This window comes from Marispirochaeta aestuarii (assembly GCF_002087085.1).
Classification (GTDB): domain Bacteria; phylum Spirochaetota; class Spirochaetia; order JC444; family Marispirochaetaceae; genus Marispirochaeta; species Marispirochaeta aestuarii.
In genome coordinates this window covers 42,477-66,038 of sequence record NZ_MWQY01000015.1, presented here as the reverse complement: position 1 = coordinate 66,038, position 23,562 = coordinate 42,477, and the positions used below count along the sequence as shown (strand labels likewise).

At 50.4% G+C, this 23,562-nt stretch carries 18 protein-coding genes; 9 read left to right on the top strand and 9 right to left on the bottom strand.

The window, feature by feature from the left end; all coding sequences use genetic code 11:
* Positions 1–13: 13 nt before the first annotated feature.
* Together B4O97_RS13735 and B4O97_RS13730 are read right to left on the bottom strand one after the other, a co-directional pair.
* Positions 14–205: a YwbE family protein gene (locus tag B4O97_RS13735; RefSeq protein ID WP_083051654.1), complete on the bottom strand. Its 192-nt coding sequence runs from the start codon at positions 203–205 to the stop codon at positions 14–16.
* Between the two features lie 94 nt (positions 206–299).
* Positions 300–1,268: a glycine betaine ABC transporter substrate-binding protein gene (locus B4O97_RS13730; protein ID WP_083051652.1), complete on the bottom strand. Its 969-nt coding sequence runs from the start codon at positions 1,266–1,268 to the stop codon at positions 300–302.
* A 368-nt stretch (positions 1,269–1,636) separates the two neighbouring features.
* On the opposite strand from B4O97_RS13730, the gene B4O97_RS13725 reads away from it, so the two are divergent.
* Together B4O97_RS13725 and B4O97_RS13720 are read left to right on the top strand one after the other, a co-directional pair.
* Positions 1,637–2,800, top strand: coding sequence for a YwaF family protein (locus B4O97_RS13725; protein WP_083051650.1), 1,164 nt, complete (start codon positions 1,637–1,639; stop codon positions 2,798–2,800).
* Positions 2,801–2,904: 104 nt separating this feature from the next.
* A complete protein-coding gene (locus B4O97_RS13720; RefSeq protein ID WP_083051649.1) occupies positions 2,905–4,833 on the top strand; it encodes a helix-turn-helix domain-containing protein in 1,929 nt (642 codons plus the stop codon).
* Positions 4,834–4,872: 39 nt separating this feature from the next.
* On the opposite strand, the gene B4O97_RS13715 is transcribed toward B4O97_RS13720, so the two are convergent.
* The 3 genes from B4O97_RS13715 to dctP form a co-directional block, all read right to left on the bottom strand.
* Positions 4,873–6,159 (bottom strand): TRAP transporter large permease, encoded by a 1,287-nt coding sequence (locus B4O97_RS13715; RefSeq protein WP_083051647.1) that lies wholly within the window; start codon positions 6,157–6,159, stop codon positions 4,873–4,875.
* The gene (locus B4O97_RS13710; protein WP_083051646.1) at positions 6,156–6,656 is read right to left on the bottom strand and encodes a TRAP transporter small permease; all 501 of its coding nucleotides are present in this window, start codon (positions 6,654–6,656) and stop codon (positions 6,156–6,158) included. Before B4O97_RS13710 ends, B4O97_RS13715 begins: the two co-directional genes overlap by 4 nt.
* Before the next feature lie 85 nt (positions 6,657–6,741).
* The gene (dctP, locus tag B4O97_RS13705) at positions 6,742–7,749 is read right to left on the bottom strand and encodes a TRAP transporter substrate-binding protein DctP (protein ID WP_083051644.1); all 1,008 of its coding nucleotides are present in this window, start codon (positions 7,747–7,749) and stop codon (positions 6,742–6,744) included.
* A 436-nt stretch (positions 7,750–8,185) separates the two neighbouring features.
* On the opposite strand from dctP, the gene leuA reads away from it, so the two are divergent.
* Both leuA and B4O97_RS13695 read left to right on the top strand, forming a co-directional pair.
* On the top strand, positions 8,186–9,862 hold the full coding sequence (gene leuA, locus B4O97_RS13700) for a 2-isopropylmalate synthase (RefSeq protein ID WP_198947080.1): 1,677 nt from the start codon (positions 8,186–8,188) through the stop codon (positions 9,860–9,862).
* A gap of 128 nt (positions 9,863–9,990) precedes the next feature.
* The gene (locus B4O97_RS13695) at positions 9,991–10,734 is read left to right on the top strand and encodes a PIG-L deacetylase family protein (protein ID WP_083051643.1); all 744 of its coding nucleotides are present in this window, start codon (positions 9,991–9,993) and stop codon (positions 10,732–10,734) included.
* Positions 10,735–10,739: 5 nt separating this feature from the next.
* On the opposite strand, the gene B4O97_RS13690 is transcribed toward B4O97_RS13695, so the two are convergent.
* The gene (locus B4O97_RS13690) at positions 10,740–11,558 is read right to left on the bottom strand and encodes a sugar phosphate isomerase/epimerase family protein (protein WP_083051641.1); all 819 of its coding nucleotides are present in this window, start codon (positions 11,556–11,558) and stop codon (positions 10,740–10,742) included.
* Between the two features lie 261 nt (positions 11,559–11,819).
* On the opposite strand from B4O97_RS13690, the gene B4O97_RS13685 reads away from it, so the two are divergent.
* From B4O97_RS13685 to B4O97_RS13665, 5 genes are all read left to right on the top strand, one after another.
* Entirely contained in the window at positions 11,820–12,683 is an 864-nt protein-coding gene (locus B4O97_RS13685) for a helix-turn-helix domain-containing protein (RefSeq protein WP_083051640.1), read from the top strand.
* A gap of 151 nt (positions 12,684–12,834) precedes the next feature.
* Positions 12,835–13,854 carry a TRAP transporter substrate-binding protein gene (locus tag B4O97_RS13680; protein WP_198947079.1) on the top strand — a complete coding sequence of 340 codons (1,020 nt, stop codon included), beginning with the start codon at positions 12,835–12,837 and terminating at the stop codon, positions 13,852–13,854.
* Between the two features lie 40 nt (positions 13,855–13,894).
* The gene (locus tag B4O97_RS13675; RefSeq protein ID WP_083051638.1) at positions 13,895–14,413 is read left to right on the top strand and encodes a TRAP transporter small permease; all 519 of its coding nucleotides are present in this window, start codon (positions 13,895–13,897) and stop codon (positions 14,411–14,413) included.
* Positions 14,410–15,723 (top strand): TRAP transporter large permease, encoded by a 1,314-nt coding sequence (locus B4O97_RS13670; protein ID WP_083051637.1) that lies wholly within the window; start codon positions 14,410–14,412, stop codon positions 15,721–15,723. The genes B4O97_RS13675 and B4O97_RS13670 overlap by 4 nt, the downstream gene beginning before the upstream one ends.
* Positions 15,724–15,725: 2 nt before the next feature.
* A complete protein-coding gene (locus tag B4O97_RS13665; protein ID WP_083051635.1) occupies positions 15,726–16,913 on the top strand; it encodes a uroporphyrinogen decarboxylase family protein in 1,188 nt (395 codons plus the stop codon).
* Between the two features lie 50 nt (positions 16,914–16,963).
* Here the strand turns inward: B4O97_RS13665 and B4O97_RS13660 are convergent, their stop codons facing one another.
* From B4O97_RS13660 to B4O97_RS13650, 3 genes are read right to left on the bottom strand one after another with little or no spacing between them, the layout of a single operon-like run.
* Entirely contained in the window at positions 16,964–17,749 is a 786-nt protein-coding gene (locus B4O97_RS13660) for an EFR1 family ferrodoxin (RefSeq protein WP_083051634.1), read from the bottom strand.
* A 57-nt stretch (positions 17,750–17,806) separates the two neighbouring features.
* On the bottom strand, positions 17,807–19,036 hold the full coding sequence (locus B4O97_RS13655; protein ID WP_083051632.1) for a GGDEF domain-containing protein: 1,230 nt from the start codon (positions 19,034–19,036) through the stop codon (positions 17,807–17,809).
* Between the two features lie 57 nt (positions 19,037–19,093).
* Positions 19,094–23,464, bottom strand: a complete 4,371-nt coding sequence (locus B4O97_RS13650) for an acyl-CoA dehydratase activase (protein ID WP_083051631.1) — start codon at positions 23,462–23,464, stop codon at positions 19,094–19,096.
* Positions 23,465–23,562 lie beyond the last annotated feature (98 nt).

Genomic DNA, 23,562 nt, shown 5'->3' with positions numbered 1-23,562 from the left:
CAGTCAGGCCGCATCATCGAATCTCTTTTACCCGCCCCACCTGACCGTCGGTAAGGCGGACTTTTATTCCATGGGGATGGTAATCCGAGCGGGTCAGCAGATCGGCGACCACACCCTCTGTCAGTTTCCCGCTTCGCTGATCCTTTTTGAGCACGATGGCTACCCGCATGCCGGGTTTTAGACTGTTCCTGTTCTGTCCGCCCATGATTCATTCTCCCTTGCTCTCTTTCCTCTTCAACAAGAAAGCCCCTCGCTTTTCGCAAGGGGCTCTGTTACAGGTCAGTTTTATACCCTGTATTTTATTCAGCAGCAAGAGCAGCCTTTACCCTGGAAGCGACTTCGGCATCAACCCACTGGGTCCATACATCTTCCCGGTTCTTGAGGAACCAGATTGCCGCACCCTCGTTATCGAGGTTCTGCTTCTCTTTGGCCGCCAGAAACTCATTGTTCATCGCAACAGTCGTGCTGTACTTTTTCAGGATCTCAACGACATCCGGGGCCCGTTGCGGGAGGTCTTTATTGACCAGTATGTTGATATCCGCCGGGGGCAGACGGGTGTCCGGAAGCATGTACATATCCAGGCGCCCCATGATTGCGGTGGGCTCCCACCAGTATCCGACCCAGGCCTCACCGCGACGATAGGCGGAATCCATGGTTGCAGCTACAGCGGCATCCGATCCGGGTATTGCCTTGTTGAAATATTCTCCCAGGCCCTGTTTCTCGAAATACTTCTCGTTGCTGTCGGTAACGGCCCATCCGGAAATGCCGAGATAGATCAGGCCCTTATTCGGGTCTTCGGGATCCTGAAAGAGCTCCCAGTACCGGGGCAGATCCTCGGAGGTTTCCAGATCCGGGGCCATGGGCTCGATCCCTCTGGAGGGATCACCCTCTATAACATAGCGGGGTACATACCATCCCTGGGGGCCGTCGGGGAGGTTCTTCCCGAGATCCAGGATATCCCCGCTGGCCATATGTTTCTCGTATACATCCAGCCAATTGGAATGCCAGGATTCCATGTCGATATCGATATCACCATTGGCCAGCCCGGTAACACTTGGGACCGTACCTCCGGGAACAAAATCTGCCGTATATTCATTCTCAAGACCGTTTTCGATTATATACGCCACAATCCGGTTATGCACCATGACACTGTCCCAGGTAAGATCGGCAAAAACGATTTCCTGGGCCCCGCCCTCCTGTCCTCCTTCTGCAAAGATATACCCGCCAAGACATAACGCGGCGAGCAGCACAAGTACTACCTTACGCATAAGCTAACCTCCAATTACAATATACTTAGAACTCTAAACAATGCCCTTCAATAAGTCAAGCTATTTCAGTGTCGATACTTATACAGGCACCCTCTACAAAAGAGGTGTTTCTGTTACAGACAAGGCGACGGGATTTTCCAGTACCCGCAAACACTTGTGAGAACAAGATTTGAGAATTACGGGAGATTCCGACAACGCTGCATGGTGAAAAAAGAGTATTTTTTTGAGGTACCCAACACTACATAGAAGTGACATTTTTACTATATTCAGCCTTTCTTCTTTAGCATCCTAAATTCTATCGTTGTTCAGCACCCTGAATATGAAAAGTTTATCTTTACCGGCGATAAAAGGGATGAAATAATACATTCATGAAGCGTTTCCCGCCCTTTCTGGCCCTGTTCTTTGTATTCTCCCTTATTTCCGTTCAGCTCGGCTTTCTGCTTGCTGACGCCGTCAATCCGACGGGATTGAAATTCTCCGCCCCCCGGAACGGAGGCCAATACGCCAACCCCGTCCCCGTGGAGGGTGTCGCCTGGTACTATGGAAAGGAGGATTACCGGGTGGAACTCCTTGCCTCACAAAAGGGTGAAACTGTGTTCCGCACCGAAGTCCCAAGAGAGATGGTCAGATATGAAAAGGGGGGATCCTTTCTGCTCGCGTCGTTCCGGTCCCTGATCGATCTCCCGGAAGACGGGGAATGGAAGCTGAGTCTGTTTGTAGTCGGGAACACTGGAGAGCGACTGAAAGGCGGGGAGGTTACAATCCAGGCGGGGACCGGCCGCCTGAGCGGTGAATTCCGTCACTTTTCCGCCCAGCATTACGCCGGGCTGGCGGGACTGGTACTTTTATGGATACTGGTGGTCACCGCCGCCCGCAGGAGTACCGAAGAGAAACGACATATAATCGAATTTCTTCTTGTGGCGAGTCTCTGGCTGAACGAGATAATCTATCAGTTCTACTGGTATTTTACCGGCGGGTGGCACGCCGCCTGGGCCCTGATGGTACAGATGTGTGGTCTATCAATACTGATTCTCTGCTTCGTTTTTGCCCTGCCAGCCGGGAAACTGCGGCAAGTCCTCTTTGAGCTCATCTTCTTCTGGGGGATCGGCGGAGCCCTCCAGGCCCTTCTGGCCCCGGATATCGGGTATCGGGGTTTTCCGGAATACAAGTACTTCTCATTCTTTATCTCCCATGGGCTCATAATTGCCTGCGGATTGTACCTTGTGGCGGGGAGGGGGTTCAGACCGACGCTGATGTCGGTTTTCCGTGTAATCCTGATCAGTAATATTGTCGTGTTCTTTGCCTGGTGGATTAACCTTGCCCTGGAGCATATTCCCCCTTTTCAACGGGGAAACTACTTTGTGATCGGTTTTCCGCCGCCCACAGGCTCCATTGTAGATATCCTTGCCGGAATCTTCGGCCCTGCTCCCTGGTACGCCCTGGGGCTTGAAATTCTTGGACTGGCGCTGTTTCTGACCATGTGGCTGCCCTTCGGGGTCAAGGGCCTGGTCAGGCGGTCAGGTTCGGGATGATTTTTTATTCTTGACGTCTCAAACTTTATCTCCTACCATTTATCTGCTTATGGGCACCCCAGAAAACAGAGGTACCCTTATCCGAATCGAGAAGGGCAACAGACATGTCTTTGTTCTCCAATATCATCGCTCCGTTAATAGCAGGGCTCTTTTTTCTCCTGTACTTTATCTATTTCAGCATCGCCAATCCTTCAAAAGCGACATCCTATAAATACTTTGTAATTTTTCTCATCGGAATCAGTCTTTTCGCCCTGGGGCGCCCCCTGCAACTGATTCTTGGCCCGCATCCCATACCCCTTATAATCGTGAACATCCGTATGATAATTCTCTGCGGTGTTATTTCCCCCGTGATAATACTGGCCTCCGATCTTTTCAACAGAAAAAGAAGAAAGAGGTTTCAGGCAGTAATTATCAGCTTCTGTGCCCTTCTGGGTCTTGTTTACGTCGTTTTCAATACCCTGGGTACCCGGGAAAGCCGCGTTCTTTTTCAGTTTGCCGGAATCATCGCCCAGGACAACCTTACCCCCAACATGCAGGCCCCCTTTTACGGAAGGGAGGTAACTATCGTCGTTCAGGTTGTGACCGGACTGCTGCTTGCGCTGTTTTCTTTAATCAAACTCATCAAACTCAAGCTCGATACATCCCTGAATGAGCTTCTGACGAACAAGATATTTCTCTTTAACAGCGGGGTTTTTATCTTTGCCCTCTCCTTCATCATTGGTTCCCTGGCCAAACAGTGGGGAATCTACTACGTGGTATCCATAATCAGCGCCCTGCTTTTTGGTGTAAGCGTATTGATAGATGTCAAGGAGGTATACCACTACTATGAAAAACTGATTCCTTTTATCAAGGAGGATATCATCCATAATGTTGCCTTCAGCGGCTTCTCAAAAACCAAGCTGACAGAGATGCTCGACTGCCTGGGAAAAAACAGCGACCTGAATACCTTTGTGGTTGTAAAAATAAAGGACGGGAAATCGAAAGTCCTCCATGATTTGAAAATGATAGATGAGGTCCTGCATACCACAGATCAAATTCTTCAGAGTTATTATGAGGAAGAGTGCTATATACTTCTCCCCCTTTCCAACTACCGGATTGGAATAGCCCTCAAGCTGAATAGTGATACCGGTTCGGAAAACCGTATCTCCTTCATGGAAATACTGGAGGGAATTCAAAGCGAGATCTGCAGCACCCAGAGGTGCAGCCTTGCCGTTGGCATCGGCAGAACCTATGAAAACATCGAGGACCTGCGGATTTCCTATCACGAGGCCCTGAATGCCCAGGAATACGCCGAGCATCTGGAAAACTCAAATATTATACATGTGGACAATATAAATGAGCTGGACCACCACACCAACACCTACCCGGTAAAGGAGAAGGAAAAACTTCTGTCCCTGATAAAAGTGGGGGATACGAATAACAGCAGGAAGGCCTTTTCTGCTTTTATCGAGAAATTCAAAGCCTTCATCGCCGAAAAGCCTGAGGCCCTGAAGGTGCGCCTGTATGAGTTCATAGGTTCCATTATCGATTCCGCCATACTCGGAGGAGGAGACGAAAGGAGACTGAATGAACGAATGGAAGAGTTTTTCAGTGACATCAACCATATCACAGACATGGAAACCGTTGAAAAGTGGATGTCCAGCGTAGTAGTGGAAATAGCTGATACGGTTGCCAAGGTATATGAAAGCCGCTCCAAAACCCTTATAAAAAAGGCAATCCGCTGTATGGAAGAAAACTATCACTCCCAGCTCAGCTACAAGGATGTCGCCAATGAGGTGTTCATCAGCCCCTCGTATTTTCTCTCCCTCTTCAAACAGGAGACAGGGTACACCTTTGTCGACTACCTGACCATGCTGAGAATAGAGCGGGCAAAGGAGATGCTGCTGACCACGGATATGACAATCACCCAGATAGCGGATAAAACGGGTTTTAACAATTCCAATTATTTCAGCAGACTCTTCAAAAGAATCGTAGGGATACGGGCCAGGGATTACAGGGTACGATCCGACCACCCCCTGGCGAGAACAGAATAGCCGTCAGCCACGGGAAACCCGTGACTGACGAAGTGCGGACTATCCGAAAATCAGATTTGGAATAAAGGTAACGGCTTCCGGGATAAACACCAGCACCGCCAGCTCAAGCAGAACAGCCGCCATGAAGGGAATGGATTCCCTGGTATACTCTTCGGGCGGGCAGTCAATGATGCCGCAGACCGTGTACAGGGCTGCCCCTATCGGCGGTGTCATTACGCCCAGGGTCACCACGGTGGCCATCAATACACCAAAATGAATGGGATCAAAACCGAGGCTCTGCACCATGGGCAGAAAAATCGGGGTAAGCAGTATGAAGTTGACATTGCTGTCCACAATCATACCGGTAACGAAGAGAAAGCCCAGCATTATCAGAACGAGTACCTGGGGATTGCTGCTGATACCGAAGATGAAGTTGCTCAGGATTACCGGAAGCTTCACCCATGTAATGGCATAACTGAAGGGTCCCGACATTGCGATGATCAGCATGATGGCGCCGTTATCCTTGAAGCTGGTCACCAGGGCGTCCTTGAAATTCTCCCAGGTCAGCTCCCTGTAGACGAATTTTCCGATAATGACCGCATATACAACAGCAAAGGCACCGGATTCCGAGGGGGTGAACAGACCGAAGCGTATTCCCACTATAAGGATTACCGGGAACATGAGGGCCCAGACAGACTCCTTCAGGTTTTCTCCTATCTCCCGGAAGGTCAGCCGGGGTGCATCAGCCTGGGGCGGATCATACTTTTTGAACCGGCTGGTCAGGGAGGTGGTTATCATAAGAAACAACATCATCAGAAAACCGGGAATGATCCCCCCTGCAAAAAGACGTCCGATGGAGACTTCACCCACAAACCCGAAAATGATCAGACCCAGACTTGGAGGAATCGTCGCTGTTATAAGGGCGGAAACACAGTTCACGGAACAGATGTAGCCTTTCTTATAGCCGATCCGCATCATTTCGGGACCGAGTATCCGGGTTTCCATTGCGGCATCTGCAGTAGCGGAACCGGAGACTCCTCCCATAAGGGTACTCATAACAACACTGATCTGGGCGGTACCTCCGTACATGCGACGGGTCAAAAGGCGCGCCAGTCCGAGCAAGCGGCTGGTGATTCCGGAAACATTCATCAGGTTGCCAGCGAAAATGAAAAAAGGAACCGCCAGAAACGCGAAGGACTGACTCTGCAGAATAACCATCTGGACCGCACCCTCGAAGGGCAGCATCGGCCGGGTAATAAAAAAGGTAAACGCCGCGATACCGATCACAAAGGCAATGGGCATCCCCATGAGAAGAAAAATAACGAAGCAGATTAACACCAGGTTCATTCGGGACTCCTCCGGTCCGGAGAAGAATCTTTTCCGAACAGCTGAAGAGAGACCCTCCGTATTTTCTGCAGTGTAGAAAAGATCATGGACAGGGAGGCCACCGCCAGACTGAGTATTACCAGGGAATAGGGAATCGGCATGGACTGATACCTGGCGATACGTTCCGTCCAGGCTAGTCTGAGGCTGTATACAAACATGAATCCAAGGGCTGTCAGAATAATAAGATAAACGACAAGTTCAATAAGCCGCTGCAGTTTTTCCGGAAAAGTCCGGGTAAGAATGTCCACACCGATAATCTGACCGCTTCTCCAGGCAACATCAGCCCCGAGAAAAGCGGTCCAGGCCAGCAGAAGCATTGCCAGATCGATATTCCAGGACATCGAGACCCTGAAAAACCTGAGGAAGGCGGACAGGAATACGAAGGCAATGAGGAATACGAATCCGGTTCCACAGACCACTTTCTCAGCCTTATCGAGCCAGCTAAATAGTTTATTCATAGATTCTCCCGATTAAGATGCGCAAGGAAGTATTACAAAAAGGGGGAGGGTCACGGGATCCTCCCCCTGAGAAATCTCCTGTGATTTACATACCAAGCTGGTCGAAGAGTTTTTCCTTCAGACCCGGAGAGAATTTCAGGTCGTTGTTTTTATAGAGGGGAGCAATAGCGTCCTGAAACTCCTTTAGATCAACTTCTGTGATGGTAACACCGTTATCTGCCATCTTCTGGTACAGCCCGTCTTCCGCTTCCTCGCCGGTTTTTCCGTATTCCAGGGCCTTTTCGCGGATGGTTTTCAGGAAAAATTCCCTGGCATCATCGGGCATACCATTAAGCAGTCTGGTGGAACAGACAAAGGCGGTCTGAAGCATATAGTGCTTTGTAATGGCAATATACGGTGTAACATCCCAGAAGGCATTTCCGGCCGCGGCTGATACCTGTACTTCCGTCCCGTCAAGAGCGCCCTGCTGAATGGCGGGGAAAACCTCTCCGAAGGGAATGGCGATATTCGCAAAGCCAAAGTGTTTTGCCAGGGCGTTTCCGATATCATTACCGAATCCTCGAATCCGCATTCCGGAAAGATCTTCCACATGTTCTACTTTCTCTACGGTATAGAAGTTACGAAACCCGTTGTACATGTCGGCGATAAGTACAATGCCCTGCTTCTCGAGCTGAGACGACCAGGTTTTGAACAGCTCGGTATCAGGCAGCTTTTCAAGAACCGCCGGATCGGTAAGAATGTAGGGAGCCATAAGGATGTTCATATCGGGGATATTGAACTGGCTTGCAAGACGACCGGGATCCGAGGGAACGACAAGGGGTACCCCGAGTTTAGCCTGGGTTACCAGAGCATCCGTATCTCCGGACAATGCGCCGGCAACGAGGACCTCAGCATCGAAGCGCCCATCGGCATTAAGAACATCAGCCACAGCCTGCATCATCTTACTCTGGGTTGTGGTGGCTGCCTCGGTCCCGGCAAAGGTCACAGTGATCTTCCCTGAGGAAGCGGCTTCATCCTGCCCGCCTGCAAAGACAGATGCGGGAAGAAGCATCAGTGCAACAACAAGAACAAGAAATAACTGGACACGTTTCATTTTTCTCTCCTTATTAAAGTTAAACGCTTGAAAAAATCATAGGGTCGGCCATTCTGAGCTGTCAAACAAAAACCAGGGGAGGCGGCTGTAGAGAATTACGAAGTTTCTGCACAATATTACAATCGCCTGCAGTTTTTGTATTTTTTGCAGATTTTTCGTCTTTGCGATCAAAATAATCAGTAATGTTTATTCATTTTTTTCGCGAATTACAGTATTTCTACTTGAATAACTGTGCATTATGCACTACTTTGGTTTTTACTATGAAGATTAACCTTCTGCGCAGCCTGCTGCTATCCCTACTCGCTCTCCTCCTACTGGGAACAGGGCCCGGATCATGCAGCCTGCAAGGTGGAAGTTAGCTTCAGAACCTTGAAGAGGTAACCTGCATGCCATGGGCCGAAAAACGGTCCATGGCATTTTTTTTTGGAGGTAGAGAATGAAAACCATGAATTACACCAAGTACCGGCGTTACGAGCCTATCCCCCTGCCGGACAGAACATGGCCGGACAGAATTATTGAAAAAGCTCCTATCTGGTGCAGCGTCGACCTGCGGGACGGGAACCAGGCACTGAGTGTACCCATGAACATGGAAAAGAAACTGATGATGTTCAAACTTCTGACGGATATCGGTTTCAAGGAGATTGAAGTAGGCTTTCCCTCGTCGGCTGAAATCGAATACAATTTCATGCGGAAGCTGATCGAGGACAAGCTCATTCCCGAGGATGTTACCGTACAGGTCCTTGTCCAGGCCAGGGAACATCTGATCAGACGTACCTTTGATTCCCTTAAAGGGGTTAAAAACGCCGTTGTACATATTTACAACTCCACCTCCACTTCTCAGCGGCGTCTGGTTTTCAAAAAAAGCCGGAAAGAGATCATCGATATCGCGGTAAGCGGAGCACGACTGGTGAAGGAGCTGGGAGACGCCGAAGAAAATCCCGGAATCCGTTATGAGTACAGTCCGGAGAGCTTTACCGGAACCGAGATGGATTTTGCCGCTGAGATCTGCAACGCCGTAATAGATGTCCTGCAGCCGACCCCGGACCATCAGATGGTAATAAACCTGCCTGCAACGGTGGAGGCCCACACGCCGAATATTCACGCCGATCAGATAGAATGGATGTGCCGGCATCTGGATAAAAGAGACAGCGTGCAGGTAAGCCTCCACACTCACAACGACCGGGGTACCGGCATCGCCGCAACGGAGCTTGCACTCCTGGCGGGAGCGGACCGTGTCGAGGGGACGCTCTTCGGCAACGGCGAGAGGACGGGGAATGCCGACCTGGTGACCATCGCATTGAACATGTTCTCCCAGGGAATTGACCCGGGACTCGATTTTACCGACATCAACTATGTTCGGGATGTCTATCGTTACTGCACCGGAATGGATGTTCATCCGCGGCATCCCTATGTGGGCGAGCTTGTATACACTGCCTTTTCCGGTTCACATCAGGATGCCATCAATAAAGGCATGCATGCCCGCACGGATGGTGAATCACAAATCTGGGATGTTCCCTATCTGCCCATCGATCCCCGGGATGTCGGACGTTCCTACAAATCCATCGTCCGTATAAACTCCCAGTCGGGAAAAGGCGGTGTCGCCTACATCATGGATACCGAGTTCGGCTTCAGCCTGCCCAAGGCAATGCATCCCGAATTCGGTCTGTTAATTCAGAAGGAGACGGATAAACGGGAAGAAGAGCTGGTTCCGGAAGAGATCTGGGCAGTCTTCGAAGAAAACTACCTGAATACAACCGTGCCCTTCGCTCTCGAAGACGTAAATGTTCGGATGGAAACAGACAAAGCCTCCGGGAAGCATATGGCGAATGTGACGGGGAAAATCCTGAAAAACGGAAAGGCACTGGATATCGAAGGCCGGGGAAACGGTCCCATCGATGCATTCGTTCACGGCCTCAAACAGTATGTGGATTTTGACTTTCAGTTTGAGTCCTTCGATGAACATGCCATCAAGGAAGGGGCCGACGCCCAGGCGGTGGCATATATTTCCGTCATTACCGGGGACAACCGAAGGGTATTCGGCGCCGGAATCGATACGGATATAACCTTTGCCTCCTACAAGGCAATTCTGAGCGCGATAAACAGGGTCGGCTGAAAAGAAATCCATAAAGGCTGCCCGGCACGTACCGATCATCAGGATCGTTCCTGCCGGGCCGGTTCTTCATTGCGTCACGGAAGGGAATACAGTATAATGCCCATGCAACACCAGAAAGGAGGCAGACCATGGGAAAAACGGACATGCTGGTAATAAGTGCCCATGCCGCAGACTACTGCACCCGGGCCGGCGGAACAATCGCAAAATACGTAAAAGAGGGCTGGAATGTTCACATTATAGCCCTGACTTACGGGGCCAGGGGCGAATCCGGGGGTTACTGGAACAACAGCCCCGGCGGCAGCGTGGAGGAGTGCGAGGGAATCAGGCACAGGGAGTCCCAGGCGGCCGCGGACTTCCTGGGAGCGGAAATAGAGTTCTGGGGATACAGGGATTATCCTCTGATTTTTGACGAGGAGCGTACCAGGATGCTGACCAGGCGTATCCTCGACATCCGTCCGGAAATCGTCCTTACCCACTGGCTTGAGGATCCTACAAATGTTGACCATCAGGTAACATCCCGGGCGGTAGTGCGGGCCGCAACAAATGCCGCGCAGATCGGTTCTTTTCCCGACACTCCGGCCCACTACTTTCCGAATTTATATTTTTTCGAGAGTACGGTCCCTATGTCGGAGTTCAACAACTTCAGTCCCGATACCTATATCGACATAGATGAGACCTACGAAACCAAGGCGGAAGCGATTAAACGTTTTGCCTGTCAGCCCCAGCTGGTCTTCTATTACAGACACTTTGCAGCCCATCGGGGCTTCCAGGCTTCCAACTGGGCCAAACGCAAAATAGAGTACGCCGAAGGTTTTAAGCGTTATCTTCCTCTGGTGGAAAGCACATTTCCCCTGACAGAACGCAGGGAGTAACAGCGTCAGGCCCCACCGGCCTCTATAAGGGATGTCCGCTCCTTCAGAAAGCGGAGAGCTTCCCTTCCATCCCGGGTAAAATCACTTGTAAAGGCTTCCGCGCTGAGTCGTCCGGTATAGCCGATTTTCCCCAGGGCACGAAGGAAATCATCGTAAACCGCACCGTCCTTCCCGGAAGGAAAGCTTCTTCCATCAGGATTTGAGATGTGACAATGGCGGACCGATTTACCGGCCTTCAGGATGATATCCACCGACTCGTTCTCCAGGGCCAGATGATAGTAGTCCACCAGCAGCTGGATCGACTTCCTGTCCGCGGCCCGGCTGAGTTCATACCCCTCGGCTGCACTGTTCACTATGTTGCTCTCACCCCGGTTCAACGGCTCTATAACGATTGTAATGTTCCCGGGAGAAACATACTCATCGATGATTCGGCAGATCGAGACCATCTGTTCCCAGGCGGCAGACACCGGGAAGCCTGCGGGAATATTCCTTGCACCGGAGCTTCCGAAGCAGATAAGCTTGGCTCCCAGCTCCTCGACACGCCGGATTGCCGTATCCAGGTAGTTTCGAACCGCAGAAAGATCGACCGACGGCCCGGTTATCTTAATGGAGGCCGGAAACAGGTTATTGCAGGCCTCACATTCAAGACCGGAAGCCTGTATCCGCTGTTTGAGCTTCCCGAATTCCCCATCGTCCAGCTCCATCATCTGGGCAACCGGCAGGTCCAGGTACTCGTAGCCGAAGTCCGCGATATCTTCGATCGCCCATTGTCCGACGGAATCGCCCTCTCTGGCGAGCATGTTTGTACAGCAGCCTATTCGCATGGTGTTACTCCTCTTCTAATAACTACAGTATAAAATGGGATGAACAAAGTCGCAATTACATCCAGACGTAATAATTTTCTTGACAGCAGCATTCTTGTATCCTAATCTTGTTTAAAGGCAGAACAATGCACCCTAAGTGTAGTCCTATTGTATCCTTAACTCAGCATCAGCAGGACACAACTTCCGGTACTGATTTAGGTCAATCACCACAACAGGAAGCTGAAGCACAAACGTCAGGATCTGTCGATCCACTGGGAGTATATGAACCAAATTCGAGAGTATAATTTTGGTTTCAATTGCGGGATCACCCCCATAATCAAATGGGGCGACTACCATCGTCACAATGAGGTCGAGATTACTTTCGTCGATAAAGGATCCTTCAATCTGGAACTTCAGGGGCAGAAAATAGAGGTAAAACCGGGGAAACTCCTGATCTTCTGGGGCGGTATGCCTCACTACATCGAAAGTCTTGAACCTGACCAGACCCAGTACTGGATGTGCGTCCCGGTTTCCTCGTTCATCCAGTGGGTGGATAACCCGCAGGTATTTCGTCATATCTTCACGAATGGATTAATTCTCACCGATATATACCGTCATGTAAATGCCTACAGCTCGCTTTTTTACCTGTGGAGTGCGGAGTTGAACGATACCTCCCAGAGAATACGTGAAGCGGCCCAGCTTTCCATATGCGCTCAGATACGTTGCACTCTGGAGGATATCGGGAAAACACCAGTGACGAACAATTTTTCTTTACAGGACCTTGTCTATGGTAAAGGAACTGTAAAGTCCACAAAACTGTTTAAACGTGCCTGTGAATATATTATTGACAATTTCAGAGATTTTGATCTCGATGCAGAAAAGATCGCTGATGCCATCAATACCCATCCCAAGTATCTTATCTCTTTATTTAAACGAAAATACGGAATGTCATTGAATGATTTTATTCTGTTCCTGAGAATCTCCGAGGCCCAGAAAATGCTTATGCATACCAACAGGAAAGTGGCGGACATTGCTTTCGATTGCGGCTTTTCCACCTTGAGCAGTTTCTATTCAGCCTTCAGACGAATCGTTGGAGAGAAGCCCCTTCATTACCGTCCTCATCATTATTTTCCGATTGGACTGTAATTTCAGACTATTATTGTTATAATTAAACATTTTAAACTTTTTTTAAAAAAAGACCAAAAAGCTTACTATTTTGTAATTTCTTCTCATCACTGCGGAGGATGACTCACATAAACCAATCTACAATTATCGTAAATCCAATAAGGAGGAACTCATGAAGAAGGGTTTACTCGCAGTACTAATTGTATTTCTATGCTTCTCGACAACGCTTGTTGCAGAAGGCTCCAAAGAAAGCGGAGCAGCCGGGGAAGAAAAAATCGTTATGACCTTCGGCGAAGCAGATTCCCTGGGAACGCCGATCAACCTCGCAAATGCACTTTTCTGCAAGCTTGTAACGGAACGAACCAACGGAATGATCACTGTAAACCACATTGCCGGTGAATCATTGGGTAATGATATTCAGGTAATAGAACAGATGATGGAAGGTTCGGTCCAGTTCTACGGAGATGTCGCGGGCTGGTATGCAAACTGGGTAAAGGATCTCGCCATCCTCAACTGGGGATTTACCTTCGATGATAATGACCATGTACAGCGTTTCTTCGACAGCAGTTCATTTGAAGCCCTCAGCAATGAACTGATTGAAAACGCCGGAATAAAAATCCTGGGTATAGCTCCTACACAGCCCAGAATCCTGTTTTCCAGAAAACCTGTACGTAAACTGAATGATCTGAAAGGTCTCAAAATGCGAGTACCGGACATAAGAACATATATGCTCCTGTGGCAAACCTTCGAAACAAATCCGAACCGCGTGGCCTGGGGAGAGGTATATCTCGGCATGAAAACGGGACTTATCGAAGCGGCTGAAGGCCCAATCGGTGCAGCCTACGGTGCGAAATTCCATGAAAGCGGCCCCAACGTGACCTTGACCAACCATCTTGTTTCCACCTACCAGGTTTCCATGAATAACGAGCTTTTCGAGAGCCTGTCTCCGGAGTATCAGAAAATACTTCTGGAAGCAGGACAGGAAGCAGCCAACCTTGCACGTAAGGTCGCTGAGGAAGGTACCATTGAAACCATCGACAAAATGGTAGATGAAGGTGCAACTCTGATTGAACTGAGTCCCGCAGCTCGGGAGGAGTTTGTAAAGAAGAGTACCTCCGCTGTTGAAACCATGGAAAACGACGGGGAATGGCGAAAGGGCCTCTGGCAGGAAGTCCGCGACCTGGCTGAATAAAGGACAGGCAGGAAACTATTTTTCATAAAGGAAGGCGACAGTGACATTGGATAAATTTTTAAGCAAATACAACCGAATGCTGGGCAGAATCGAAGCCATTGAGAAATTTTTTGGATTGACACTGCTCGCCTTCATTGTACTGAGTATTTGCTTTCAGGTAATGACCCGGGCGTTCTGGAACAAATCCCAGATATGGGTCGAAGAACTCTGTACCTACGGTTTTATCTGGGCGGCCTTTCTGGGGGCCGCCATAGGTACGAAACATCAGCGGCATATCAAGATTTCCACTTTCTTATTCAGACTGGATTACAGAAAACAGCTGATCATTGCGGAAATATCCTACTCCCTTATGCTGCTCATACTCTTTTTAATTGTAAAAAACGCTCCCGGACTGTACGCAATAGAAACCCGGAGTAATATCATTGCCATACCCTTCATTCCTCGATTTTATGTATTCTCTTTGCCTCTCCTGGTCTCTTTATTCTCCATGATAATAACTATCCCCTATTTAATGCTCAACGACTACATGGCCTATAAGCTGGAGGGCGGAAAACAATGAGTCTTATAGTTCTCTTACTTACCGCAGCGATATTATTGATTTTTGAGTTCCCGGTGGCGTTCTCGTTAATGGGAGCTTCTATTGGATATCTGGCAGTTGATTTCTTTACCGGCCAGGGTATTCCGGTCTCTTTGACAATACTCGCACGCCGCATGTCTCCCGGTTTGGACAGTTTTCCCCTGCTCGCAATGCCCTTATTTATTCTTGCAGGAAATTTGATGAACCGCTCCGGCATCGCCGAATCAATCTTCAAATTTGCGACTTCCCTGTTCGGGCACATCAGAGGCGGTCTGGCGCACGTGAATATCGCTGCAAGTATAGTATTCGCCGGGATGTCCGGGGTTGCCCAGGCTGATGCTGCAGGGCTTGGGACCATTGAGATTGAACAGATGATGAAAAAAGGATACAAAGCTCCCTTTGCAGCGGCTGTTACAGCGTCCTCATCCATAATAGGTCCGATCATTCCCCCCAGTGTAATCATGGTACTGTATGCCGTTCTGGCCCAGGTTTCCCTGGGGGAATTATTCCTGGCGGGTATCCTCCCGGGGATATTGATGGGTGTTTTGCTGATGCTTCTTGTCTATTGGATGTCTCTGACAAACAGGGCTGACACTCCGGTAGAACCTGCCAGTACATTGAAAGAGATTTTCCTTTCTTTTGTCATGGCATTACCGGCACTTCTCGCTCCCATGATCCTGGTATTCGGAATACTTTTTGGTTTTGCCACGCCCACGGAACTGGGAGCGATCGCCGTATTTTACGCTGTTGTACTGGGTGTAATAAACAAACGACTGGGTTTAAAGGAGATCAAGGAAGCATCCCTTGACAGTCTGGTAACCTTCGGCGTCCTGATCTTCATTATGGCGGCCGCATTTCCGATTGGCTGGATAATCGCGGCAAACAACCTGCCCATGCATATAGCGAACTTTATACTTTCAATCTCAACAAACAAATTTGTCGTGCTTATTCTGATCAACATAATGCTTTTAATCGTCGGCTGCTTTCTGGAAACAAATGCCATCCTTTTCATCTCCGTGCCGGCGCTGCTTCCCCTGATTCAGATGCTTGGAGTCGATCCGGTGCATTTCGGGGTTATACTGGTATTGAACCTGCTTATCGGTGCCATTACACCGCCTTTCGGTATAATTCTTTTTATAATGATGGATATTGCCAAAATTTCCTTTCGCAGCCTGCTTAAAGAAATGCGGTATTTCTATGTACCCCTGGGTATATCCCTCCTCATCATTACATTCGTTCCCGACTTCGTACTGTTTCTTCCCAGGGTTGTAGCCCAGGCGTTTGGCGGTTAGTTATGAATTACAGTGAAATTATACTTTCGGCAATCAAGGGAGAACCGACTCCCGAACTGCCCTGCGCCCCGAGAATGGACCTCTGGTATCTCTCCAACTATTACCGGGGAACTCTGCCAAGGGAATACCGGAATGCAACATTGCTGGAAATCATGGAAGACCTGGAGGTCGGATTCAACACCACGAACCCGAACTTTCTTGAACGGACTTCCGAGGATGACGAAGCTCACCGTGCTCTGGGCCGGTATCAGTCAAGCGACATTCCCTACCGGGTAGTCGTTGAATGCGACCAAAGGTGCCGGAGGGAAGGAGACCTGTATATCTCCGAGTACTTTACTCCTTACGGAACCATAAGGACTCAAACCCTCTATACCATGGAAATGCGCAAGGCCGGGATAACCAATACCCATATACAGGAAAAGGCATTCAAGTCGGAGAAGGACTACGAGGCTCTGGGGTACATTTATGAACACATGAAAGTTGAACCCCGGCCGGAAGCCTGGGAAACATGGAGGGAACGGGCGGGAGACCGGGGACCCATGATTTTCTGGGTAAGCTCCGAGGGATCTCCCTACCATCTGTTATCGAAATATCTCATGCCCTTTGAGCTGTTCTGCTACGAAATGTTCGACCATCCGGAAAAAATGCAGGAACTGGCGGACAAAATCAGTAAATCTTTTTACGATGCTCTGGATCTCGGCCTGAACTCAGAGGCGGAAATACTCCGTGTAGGAGCCAATTATGACTCCACCATAGAAAACCCGCCTTTTTTCCGGGAGCACATTCTTCCGGACCTCAAGACCTGCGCAGACAAAGCCCACGAAAAAGGGAAATACCTGCTGTCTCATACGGATGGAGAAAACAGCGGGCTCCTGGACCTTTATTTGGAATGTGGAATAGATATTGCCGATTCAATCTGTCCCGCACCCATGACAAGTGTTTCCTTTAAGGAATACCGTGAAACATTTAAGGATACGGTAACAATCTATGGCGGGGTGCCTTCGATTATTTTCCTGCCGAGTTCCGTTTCCGAATACGAATTTGAAAAATTCCTCGATGATTTTCTTATCGATGCGGGGGATGGTAAAAATCTTATAGTGTCTATTGCCGATACCGCTCCTCCGGATGCAGATTTTTCACGTATCCGCAAATTCGTCAGGAAGATCAAGGAATTCGGTCCGGTCGATTAGAGAAACCTCACGTTTCAAGCCGGGCAGATCAAGCAATCTGCCCGGTTCTTTTATACACCTTTCTGTGCGGCAATATCGGCTGCAACAACAAAAGGATTCCTGTATCGCCTGAGCCCCCGGGTCTTGTCTGCAAACTGTATAACCCCCTCGGGACACAGGTTAAGACAGGCCATGCACAACTGGCAGTTTTGGTGCCAGACGGGTTTCCCATCCGTCAGCCGCACATTATTCACCGGACATACCTGCTGACAGGTTCCACAGGAAGTGCAGGAATCATCCACACTGAAGGAACTGTCGAGCTTTGCAATGTATCTGTATCCCAGGGAATAGAAGAGTCCGGGAGATATGTTGCGTCTGAACCAGCTGCCTTCTTCGTCAAAATACGCTTCCGCCCGTTTTACAATTCCGGCCAGACGGGACACCTTTTCAGCTCCCCTCTGCAGCTGGTCATCCAGGGCCTCACCCTGAATCGCCTCTCCCATGGGGAGGTAGTTGCCTGGGGTCAGAATGCTGAAGCCCGCGTTCAGAATGTTACCTGTCGGCCTGATCTGTTTCCGAAAAAAGCGGAAGACCTTGCCCGGATCTCCTCCATTTACCGCAACAGCGTAGAGATAGCCGGCCTTTGGTAAACGACGCAGCGTTTCTGCAACGATATGGGGCATGCGGTGCATATAGACAGGGAAGACAATACCAACACTGTCCAGCTCATTAATGCCATCAAAGGCCCCGGGGGAAATAATGGGAACAGGCTCAGCGCTCCCGAGTTCACGACTCAACAGACGTGCTGCCCAGAGGGAGTTTCCGGTACCGGTAAAATAAAAAACTTTATGGTTCATGGGAGTAATTCTGGACCCTCGTTGATTGATAGTCAAGAGCAAACAGAATTTTCAGTTCTATTCCATGACCCTGTTCCGGCCTTCCGACTTGGCCCGGTACATAGCCTGATCTGCACGCCGAACAAGATCCTTAAACCCGGCGGAAAACGGCCGTTCAGCGGAAGCGACTCCGCAGCTGATTGTCACCAACCCGGGGGCAGGAGCTGCTTCATGGGGCATGGCAAGTTTTTCCGTTCTTTCACACAGACGAAGAGCCACACTGCGGGCTTCATGAATCCCGAGGTCCGGAAGCACTACGATGAACTCTTCTCCGCCGTATCGGGCAAAGAGATCAGCACCATTACGCAGCTCCTGTTTAATTCCCGACACCACTTTCTGCAGGCAGTTGTCGCCCTGCTGATGTCCGTAATAATCGTTATACTTTTTAAAAAAGTCCAGATCAATGAGTATTATTGCCAGTCTGTTAAGACTGGATGACTGTTGCAGAGTATCCAGATAAATCTCAAGGTGCCGCCGGTTAGGGATTCCGGTCAACGGATCAATTCTCGATATCTCATGCAACAGCTTGTTTCGGTCGGATAAATCCAGAATCTTGATTTTTTCCTGCAGTGCAAGAAGATAATTGATTCTAATTTCTTTTTCCAGAGAATAGTTACTGATCAGCGACATTACCGCCGTCGCCCCCAGGAACAGCGTGTTGTGGATCTTGATGCCTCCGGGAATCAGCGGGTGAAGGAGTAAAAAAATACAGTACGCCGCCAGAGTGAGAAAGGACAAAGCCAGGGCATAGTAAAACCGCAATCGGGTAACCTGATTGGCGAAAACCAGAATCAGAATCAGCCCCAGATGATACGAAGAAGCATACTGGTGTCTGCTTATAAAAAACAGATAAATCAAGCTCAATACTGCAATTAAAAATATGAATACCGTGGCGACTTCTCTTTTGAAGGGAGATGGATTACGGGACAGATAAAGAATCGCGACAATGGACAGGGGAAGTACGATTCCGAAACGCACAACCAGGGCTGACCGGAAAATATCCGGAACCATATAGTAATCGGCCAGTAAAAAAACCAGGTAGAAGAGAAGCGCTGCGGTTCCTCTCAAATACAATCGATTCGCGCGTCGTCGTCCGGTATCCGTTTCAAACAGATCCTCCAGCACTCCCGGAAAAGTAAGCCCCAGAGAATCAGAACGGAACCACTGCTGTATAAGACTTTCAATCCCATCCTTGTCTGCAAATCGCAGCGATTCTGCCTCTGAAATATAAGCTCCGTGTGTATTCATTCCCTTATAGAGTGTAGTTACAATCCCTGAAAAAAAACATATTCAAACAAGGAAAAATCACCCTCGATTACTCTGAATAAGTTCCGCTTCCCTCTCGCCCGCGGGCTTCAGGTCTTTGACGATAATCCGGGAGAGCTTCAGTTCTTCCACGCCTTCATGCTCGATCATCGATTCCCCGGCCTCCCGGTTGCGAAAGCGCAGCACGTTGAGCATGAAGATCTCCAGTTTGCTCAGGGTAGAGGGGGGCAGCAGATTGCCGTCGATCTCCACGGACATGACGGGGTAGTTCCTCTCCCTGGCCCATGGGGTATAGAGGCCTTCGATGACCCGGCCGATGAGGCAGGCGAAGGGAGATATGTTCACAATACCCGAGTAATCGTCCTCCATGGCGGTGGCAGCCGCGGCGGTGGAGATAGTAATCTCCGATTTGAGCTCATGGTTCACAAAATGTTTCGACGCGTTCTTCATTATCGCATACATATCGTGGGGGGTATGGGGGACCAGGCCGGTTTTGTTCAGGGTTTTCAGGATACGGCCCTCCACCCACAGTTTATACCGGCGCTCCAGGTGAAACATGATGAACTGCCGAAGGACCCTGCTGAAGGGGCGCCTGTACCAGGAGAGCAGCTTCAGCCGTTTTTTGAGGTCATACTCCTTTACAAAGTCCAGGTACCAGATCCATTCGGTTATGCCGGCCACCTTTGCCATGATTCCATGACGGGCGAAGTCCCCCACCAGTTCGTCAACGGCGAAGTCGTCCCGTCGAACGTAGATTTCCCCGACTACCAGCACCTTGGGAAGCTCTTTAAGGTCTCTTTTCAGCGGGATAGCGGATATCTCAGCGGCGATACCCTCCAGGGTGGGGATGATTTTATTCGCCCCTTCCTGTTCAGTTACCTCGATGAGCCGGGTCCAGATGGTATCGAAGGTTTCCAGGGCCTCCCTGGGGTTTTCCGCGCAGGTTCGCAGGGCCGTCTCCACGTCCTTCATGTAATCAGAAGCGACGAAGGCCCACCAGATCTGTTTGGTCATGCCCGGTCCCAGCTCATTGTAGGAGTTATCCGCGTCCAGGGTAAACACGAGGACATTCTCCAGTCTCAGGTCCCGGAAAAGGTTCTGAAAAAACACGAAATACTGACCGGTACGACAGGGCCCCTTCGTTGTGGGAACAAACAGGAGGTAGATTTCGTCCTTGCGATAGTTTTCCGAGGCAAAGAACTTAAGCGCGCTCCCCAGAACCAGATGGCTGGGCACGCACTCCTTGCCGGAGGCGTAGTTTCGGGCCATCTGCAGGGTCAGCTGGTCTGCCACAGGCAGGGCTTCCGCTGACCATCCCGCCCCCCGCATGGCTGCAGCGGTGAGCTCGGTACCGATACGACCCATGTTGGAAAGGAGCACCTTGACCCGTGGGTTGCCCTGGATGGGTATGCGCTCTCCGCTTTCCCGGTTAAGGACATGGATCTTCCTGCCCGCTTCATTGATGAAGCGCAGACCGTTATCGTAACGCTGTTCCCGGATGTCCTTTATCTTGGAGCGATAGCCCTCGATTATATCGAGAAAAGCCTCCACTCTGGTGTCTACCCCGGCATCGGCGGAATGGCTGTCCAGTTCAAGGATGAGGAAGGGCTTTATTCCCATGATCCACTTCAGGTAGTGGAGCATGAAACTGTCCGGAGCGCAGCTGAAGTTGCTTATCCATGTAACATAGATATTCGGTTCATCCTTCAGGAGCTCCGCAGCCTTCATGTCCAGCTGGCCGTAGTACCAGTACATGTTGGGAAAAATCTCCCGGTCTTTCGCCGCCAGAATATCGAAGGGTATGACCGTATAGCCCCGGGAGGTGAACTTCCGGGGGATACCCATATTGGCGTCCTGGGTAAAGGCGTTGTAGGGCCGGCCCAGGATGGCTATTACCGGCTCTTTTCGACCCCGGGCCCATTCAAGAGCCTCGGCGCCCAGGGCTTCGGTGCGGGCGAAGTATTCGTTCTGATGCTCCAGGGCTGTGTCAAAGGCAGCCTGCCCCTCTGCGGGGGTAAAACCGAGATCCACCGCAAGCTGAACAAAGAAATCAGCGGCTTTTTTCAGGCCGTACATCAGGCTGACCACCGGCCGCAGGATACGATCCTCCGAAATCTCCGGGAAGGCCTTCTGAATATAATAAGGAAGCGCCTGGGTTATGGGGCAGAAGTTTCCGGGCATGTCCTCTTCCTGACTCTCCAGGTCCCGGAAATGGGGAAGGAATATATAATCCGCCCCCTTATTCAACATATCCTGGACCGCACCGTGGGCAATCTCCGCAGGAAAGCAGTAGGCGCTCTCCACCCGGGCAGCTCCTTCAGCGGAGACATCCTCGCTGAGTAGGGTCTCGATTCCCAGTTCATGAAAGAACCAGCGGTAGAGAGGATTAAGACTGTACACCGAGAAGGCTTTGGGAATTCCCACGACATAATCCCGGCGTTTTTCCAGGCTTTCCGGATCGGGAACGCAGGTTTCAAAGAGGAGCTTGTTCCGCTCCTCCACCCAGTCCCGCACCTGCTCTTCATCGACCTGCTTCTTTTTCCGCATATTGGCGTACATGTTGCAGCGGCCGCCGAACATGTACTTGTGTCCGTTTACGGAGAGGACCTTGATGGGACAGTAATTGTCGCAGGCTTTGCACTTGAACTCCCGTTCGTAGACGATGTCGGTGTTCAAAACTGTATCCAGATCAAAGGAACCCTTCTCCAGGAGTCCGTCCCTGTACTTCTGCCGGGCCAGAAGGGCGACACCGAAACAGCCCATGAGTTCCGGGTCCGGCGGCACAAGGATCTCCTTGTTCAGGAGCATTGCGAAGGCCATTGGCACTGCCCGGTTTTTGGCTACCCCGCCCTGCAGTACGATCCTTTTTCCGATGCTGCGGTTTCCAACCACCCTGTTCAGGTAGTTTGAGACGATGGAGGTAATCAGTCCGGCGGTAATGTCTTCCCGGGAAGCGCCCTGCTGGATGGCGTTACGGATATCCGAGTTGATGAAGGCTGAACAATGTTCCCCGAACTTCAGGGGCTGACCGGCGGATACAGCGATTTCTGCGATATCCTCCACCCGCTTGATATTCAGGTCCCCCGCGGCGGATTCCTCCAGAAAGCTCCCTGTACCGGCGGAACAGGCCTCGTTCATGGCGTAATCGATGGGCACCTTGTTCTGCAGGTACACATATTTGGCATCCTGTCCGCCGATTTCAAAAATCGTGTCGATATCTTCGTCGTAATAGGTGGTACCCACGGCATGGGCGATAATCTCGTTATACACCCCCGGGGTCTCCAGGAATACCCCCAGAATCTCCCTGGACGAGCCGGTGGCGGCGGCAAGGCTTATATTCAGCTTTTCATCCCCCAGGGCCCCATGGATCTGCTTTTTCAGTTCAACGATGCAGTTCTTCAGGGCCTTGACCGGGTCCCCATGGGTACGTCCGTAATAACTGGCGGCGATCTCGTAGGTCTCCGCATCTATGAGGCAGGCTTTGGTGGTGGTGGACCCCCCGTCGACACCGAGAATGTACTCCCTGCCGGGCCGCACTGTACCTTTCTTACTGGGAATAAATGTGACCTTTTCCTCCGCCTGTTTGAGACTTTTAAATCTCCGGAAAGCCACGCGGGCTTCCTTGACAAGGTTGGCGGCCTCCGGCAGCATGGATCCCGAGGTCCGCGCAACGAGGGCTGCACCATAGGCCTCGAAGTACCCGGCTTCCGCGGGTACAATAAACTCGACCTGGGGCAGCTTTTCCCGAATGAAAGCCACTATATGGCGGTTGAGGGTTATCCCGCCGGTTAAAAGCACCTTGCCGGAGTTGACCCGCGCCCGTTTCAGAAAATCCATTACCTTGCCGGCCATGACATCAGAGAGGGAAAGTACGATATCCCCTTTGGAGGCTTCTCCTTTGTTCAGGCGGTGGGTACAGTCGGATTTCATAAAAACCGAGCACCTGCTGGAGAGCTTGCACACCCTGCTCTCCTGGGGAATGGTGTTGATGTCTTCAATATGCATATTCATGCGGCCCAGCTGCTGCCGGAAGAATTCACCGGTACCGCTGAAGCATTTATTACCGGTAAAGCTGGTTATAATCCTGTTGTCATTCCCGACGGTATAGACAACCAGGTTTTCACCACCCATGGTAACCACAGCCCGCAGATCCTCCAGGGCGAGGCTCTCCAGGGCAGCCTCGATACAGAGAGGTTCTATAACCGAATTTACATTTACCAGATGTCGGCCTTCGGTCCCGGTAGCGATGGTTCGAGTACCTGCCTCCACACCCCGGGTAGACAGAATATTTTTAAGAGTATCAATAAAATTCCCTTCGTGGGGTTCCACCGCACTCCAGAGAATCCGGCCCTCCTCCAGCATCGTTGCCTTTACACTGGTGGAGCCTATATTAATTCCAAGACTGGCCATGGCATGTTCCTGAAAGTTTTTGCAAATTATTCCTACGCCACGCGTATTGGCGCATAATCTCATATTGTAAAAGCCTGATCAATAGGGAAAAAGTAATT

What these genes read in the sequence shown, in the direction of transcription:
- B4O97_RS13670 (WP_083051637.1), top strand. Translation starts at nt 14,410, where the DNA reads ATGAGTCTTATAGTTCTCTTACTTACCGCAGCGATATTATTGATTTTT.
- B4O97_RS13725 (WP_083051650.1), top strand. Translation starts at nt 1,637, where the DNA reads ATGAAGCGTTTCCCGCCCTTTCTGGCCCTGTTCTTTGTATTCTCCCTT.
- B4O97_RS13650 (WP_083051631.1), bottom strand. Translation starts at nt 23,464, where the DNA reads ATGGCCAGTCTTGGAATTAATATAGGCTCCACCAGTGTAAAGGCAACG.
- B4O97_RS13710 (WP_083051646.1), bottom strand. Translation starts at nt 6,656, where the DNA reads ATGAATAAACTATTTAGCTGGCTCGATAAGGCTGAGAAAGTGGTCTGT.
- leuA (WP_198947080.1), top strand. Translation starts at nt 8,186, where the DNA reads ATGAAAACCATGAATTACACCAAGTACCGGCGTTACGAGCCTATCCCC.
- B4O97_RS13685 (WP_083051640.1), top strand. Translation starts at nt 11,820, where the DNA reads ATGAACCAAATTCGAGAGTATAATTTTGGTTTCAATTGCGGGATCACC.
- B4O97_RS13690 (WP_083051641.1), bottom strand. Translation starts at nt 11,558, where the DNA reads ATGCGAATAGGCTGCTGTACAAACATGCTCGCCAGAGAGGGCGATTCC.
- B4O97_RS13655 (WP_083051632.1), bottom strand. Translation starts at nt 19,036, where the DNA reads ATGAATACACACGGAGCTTATATTTCAGAGGCAGAATCGCTGCGATTT.
- B4O97_RS13730 (WP_083051652.1), bottom strand. Translation starts at nt 1,268, where the DNA reads ATGCGTAAGGTAGTACTTGTGCTGCTCGCCGCGTTATGTCTTGGCGGG.
- dctP (WP_083051644.1), bottom strand. Translation starts at nt 7,749, where the DNA reads ATGAAACGTGTCCAGTTATTTCTTGTTCTTGTTGTTGCACTGATGCTT.
- B4O97_RS13695 (WP_083051643.1), top strand. Translation starts at nt 9,991, where the DNA reads ATGGGAAAAACGGACATGCTGGTAATAAGTGCCCATGCCGCAGACTAC.
- B4O97_RS13715 (WP_083051647.1), bottom strand. Translation starts at nt 6,159, where the DNA reads ATGAACCTGGTGTTAATCTGCTTCGTTATTTTTCTTCTCATGGGGATG.
- B4O97_RS13680 (WP_198947079.1), top strand. Translation starts at nt 12,835, where the DNA reads ATGAAGAAGGGTTTACTCGCAGTACTAATTGTATTTCTATGCTTCTCG.
- B4O97_RS13660 (WP_083051634.1), bottom strand. Translation starts at nt 17,749, where the DNA reads ATGAACCATAAAGTTTTTTATTTTACCGGTACCGGAAACTCCCTCTGG.
- B4O97_RS13720 (WP_083051649.1), top strand. Translation starts at nt 2,905, where the DNA reads ATGTCTTTGTTCTCCAATATCATCGCTCCGTTAATAGCAGGGCTCTTT.
- B4O97_RS13735 (WP_083051654.1), bottom strand. Translation starts at nt 205, where the DNA reads ATGGGCGGACAGAACAGGAACAGTCTAAAACCCGGCATGCGGGTAGCC.
- B4O97_RS13665 (WP_083051635.1), top strand. Translation starts at nt 15,726, where the DNA reads ATGAATTACAGTGAAATTATACTTTCGGCAATCAAGGGAGAACCGACT.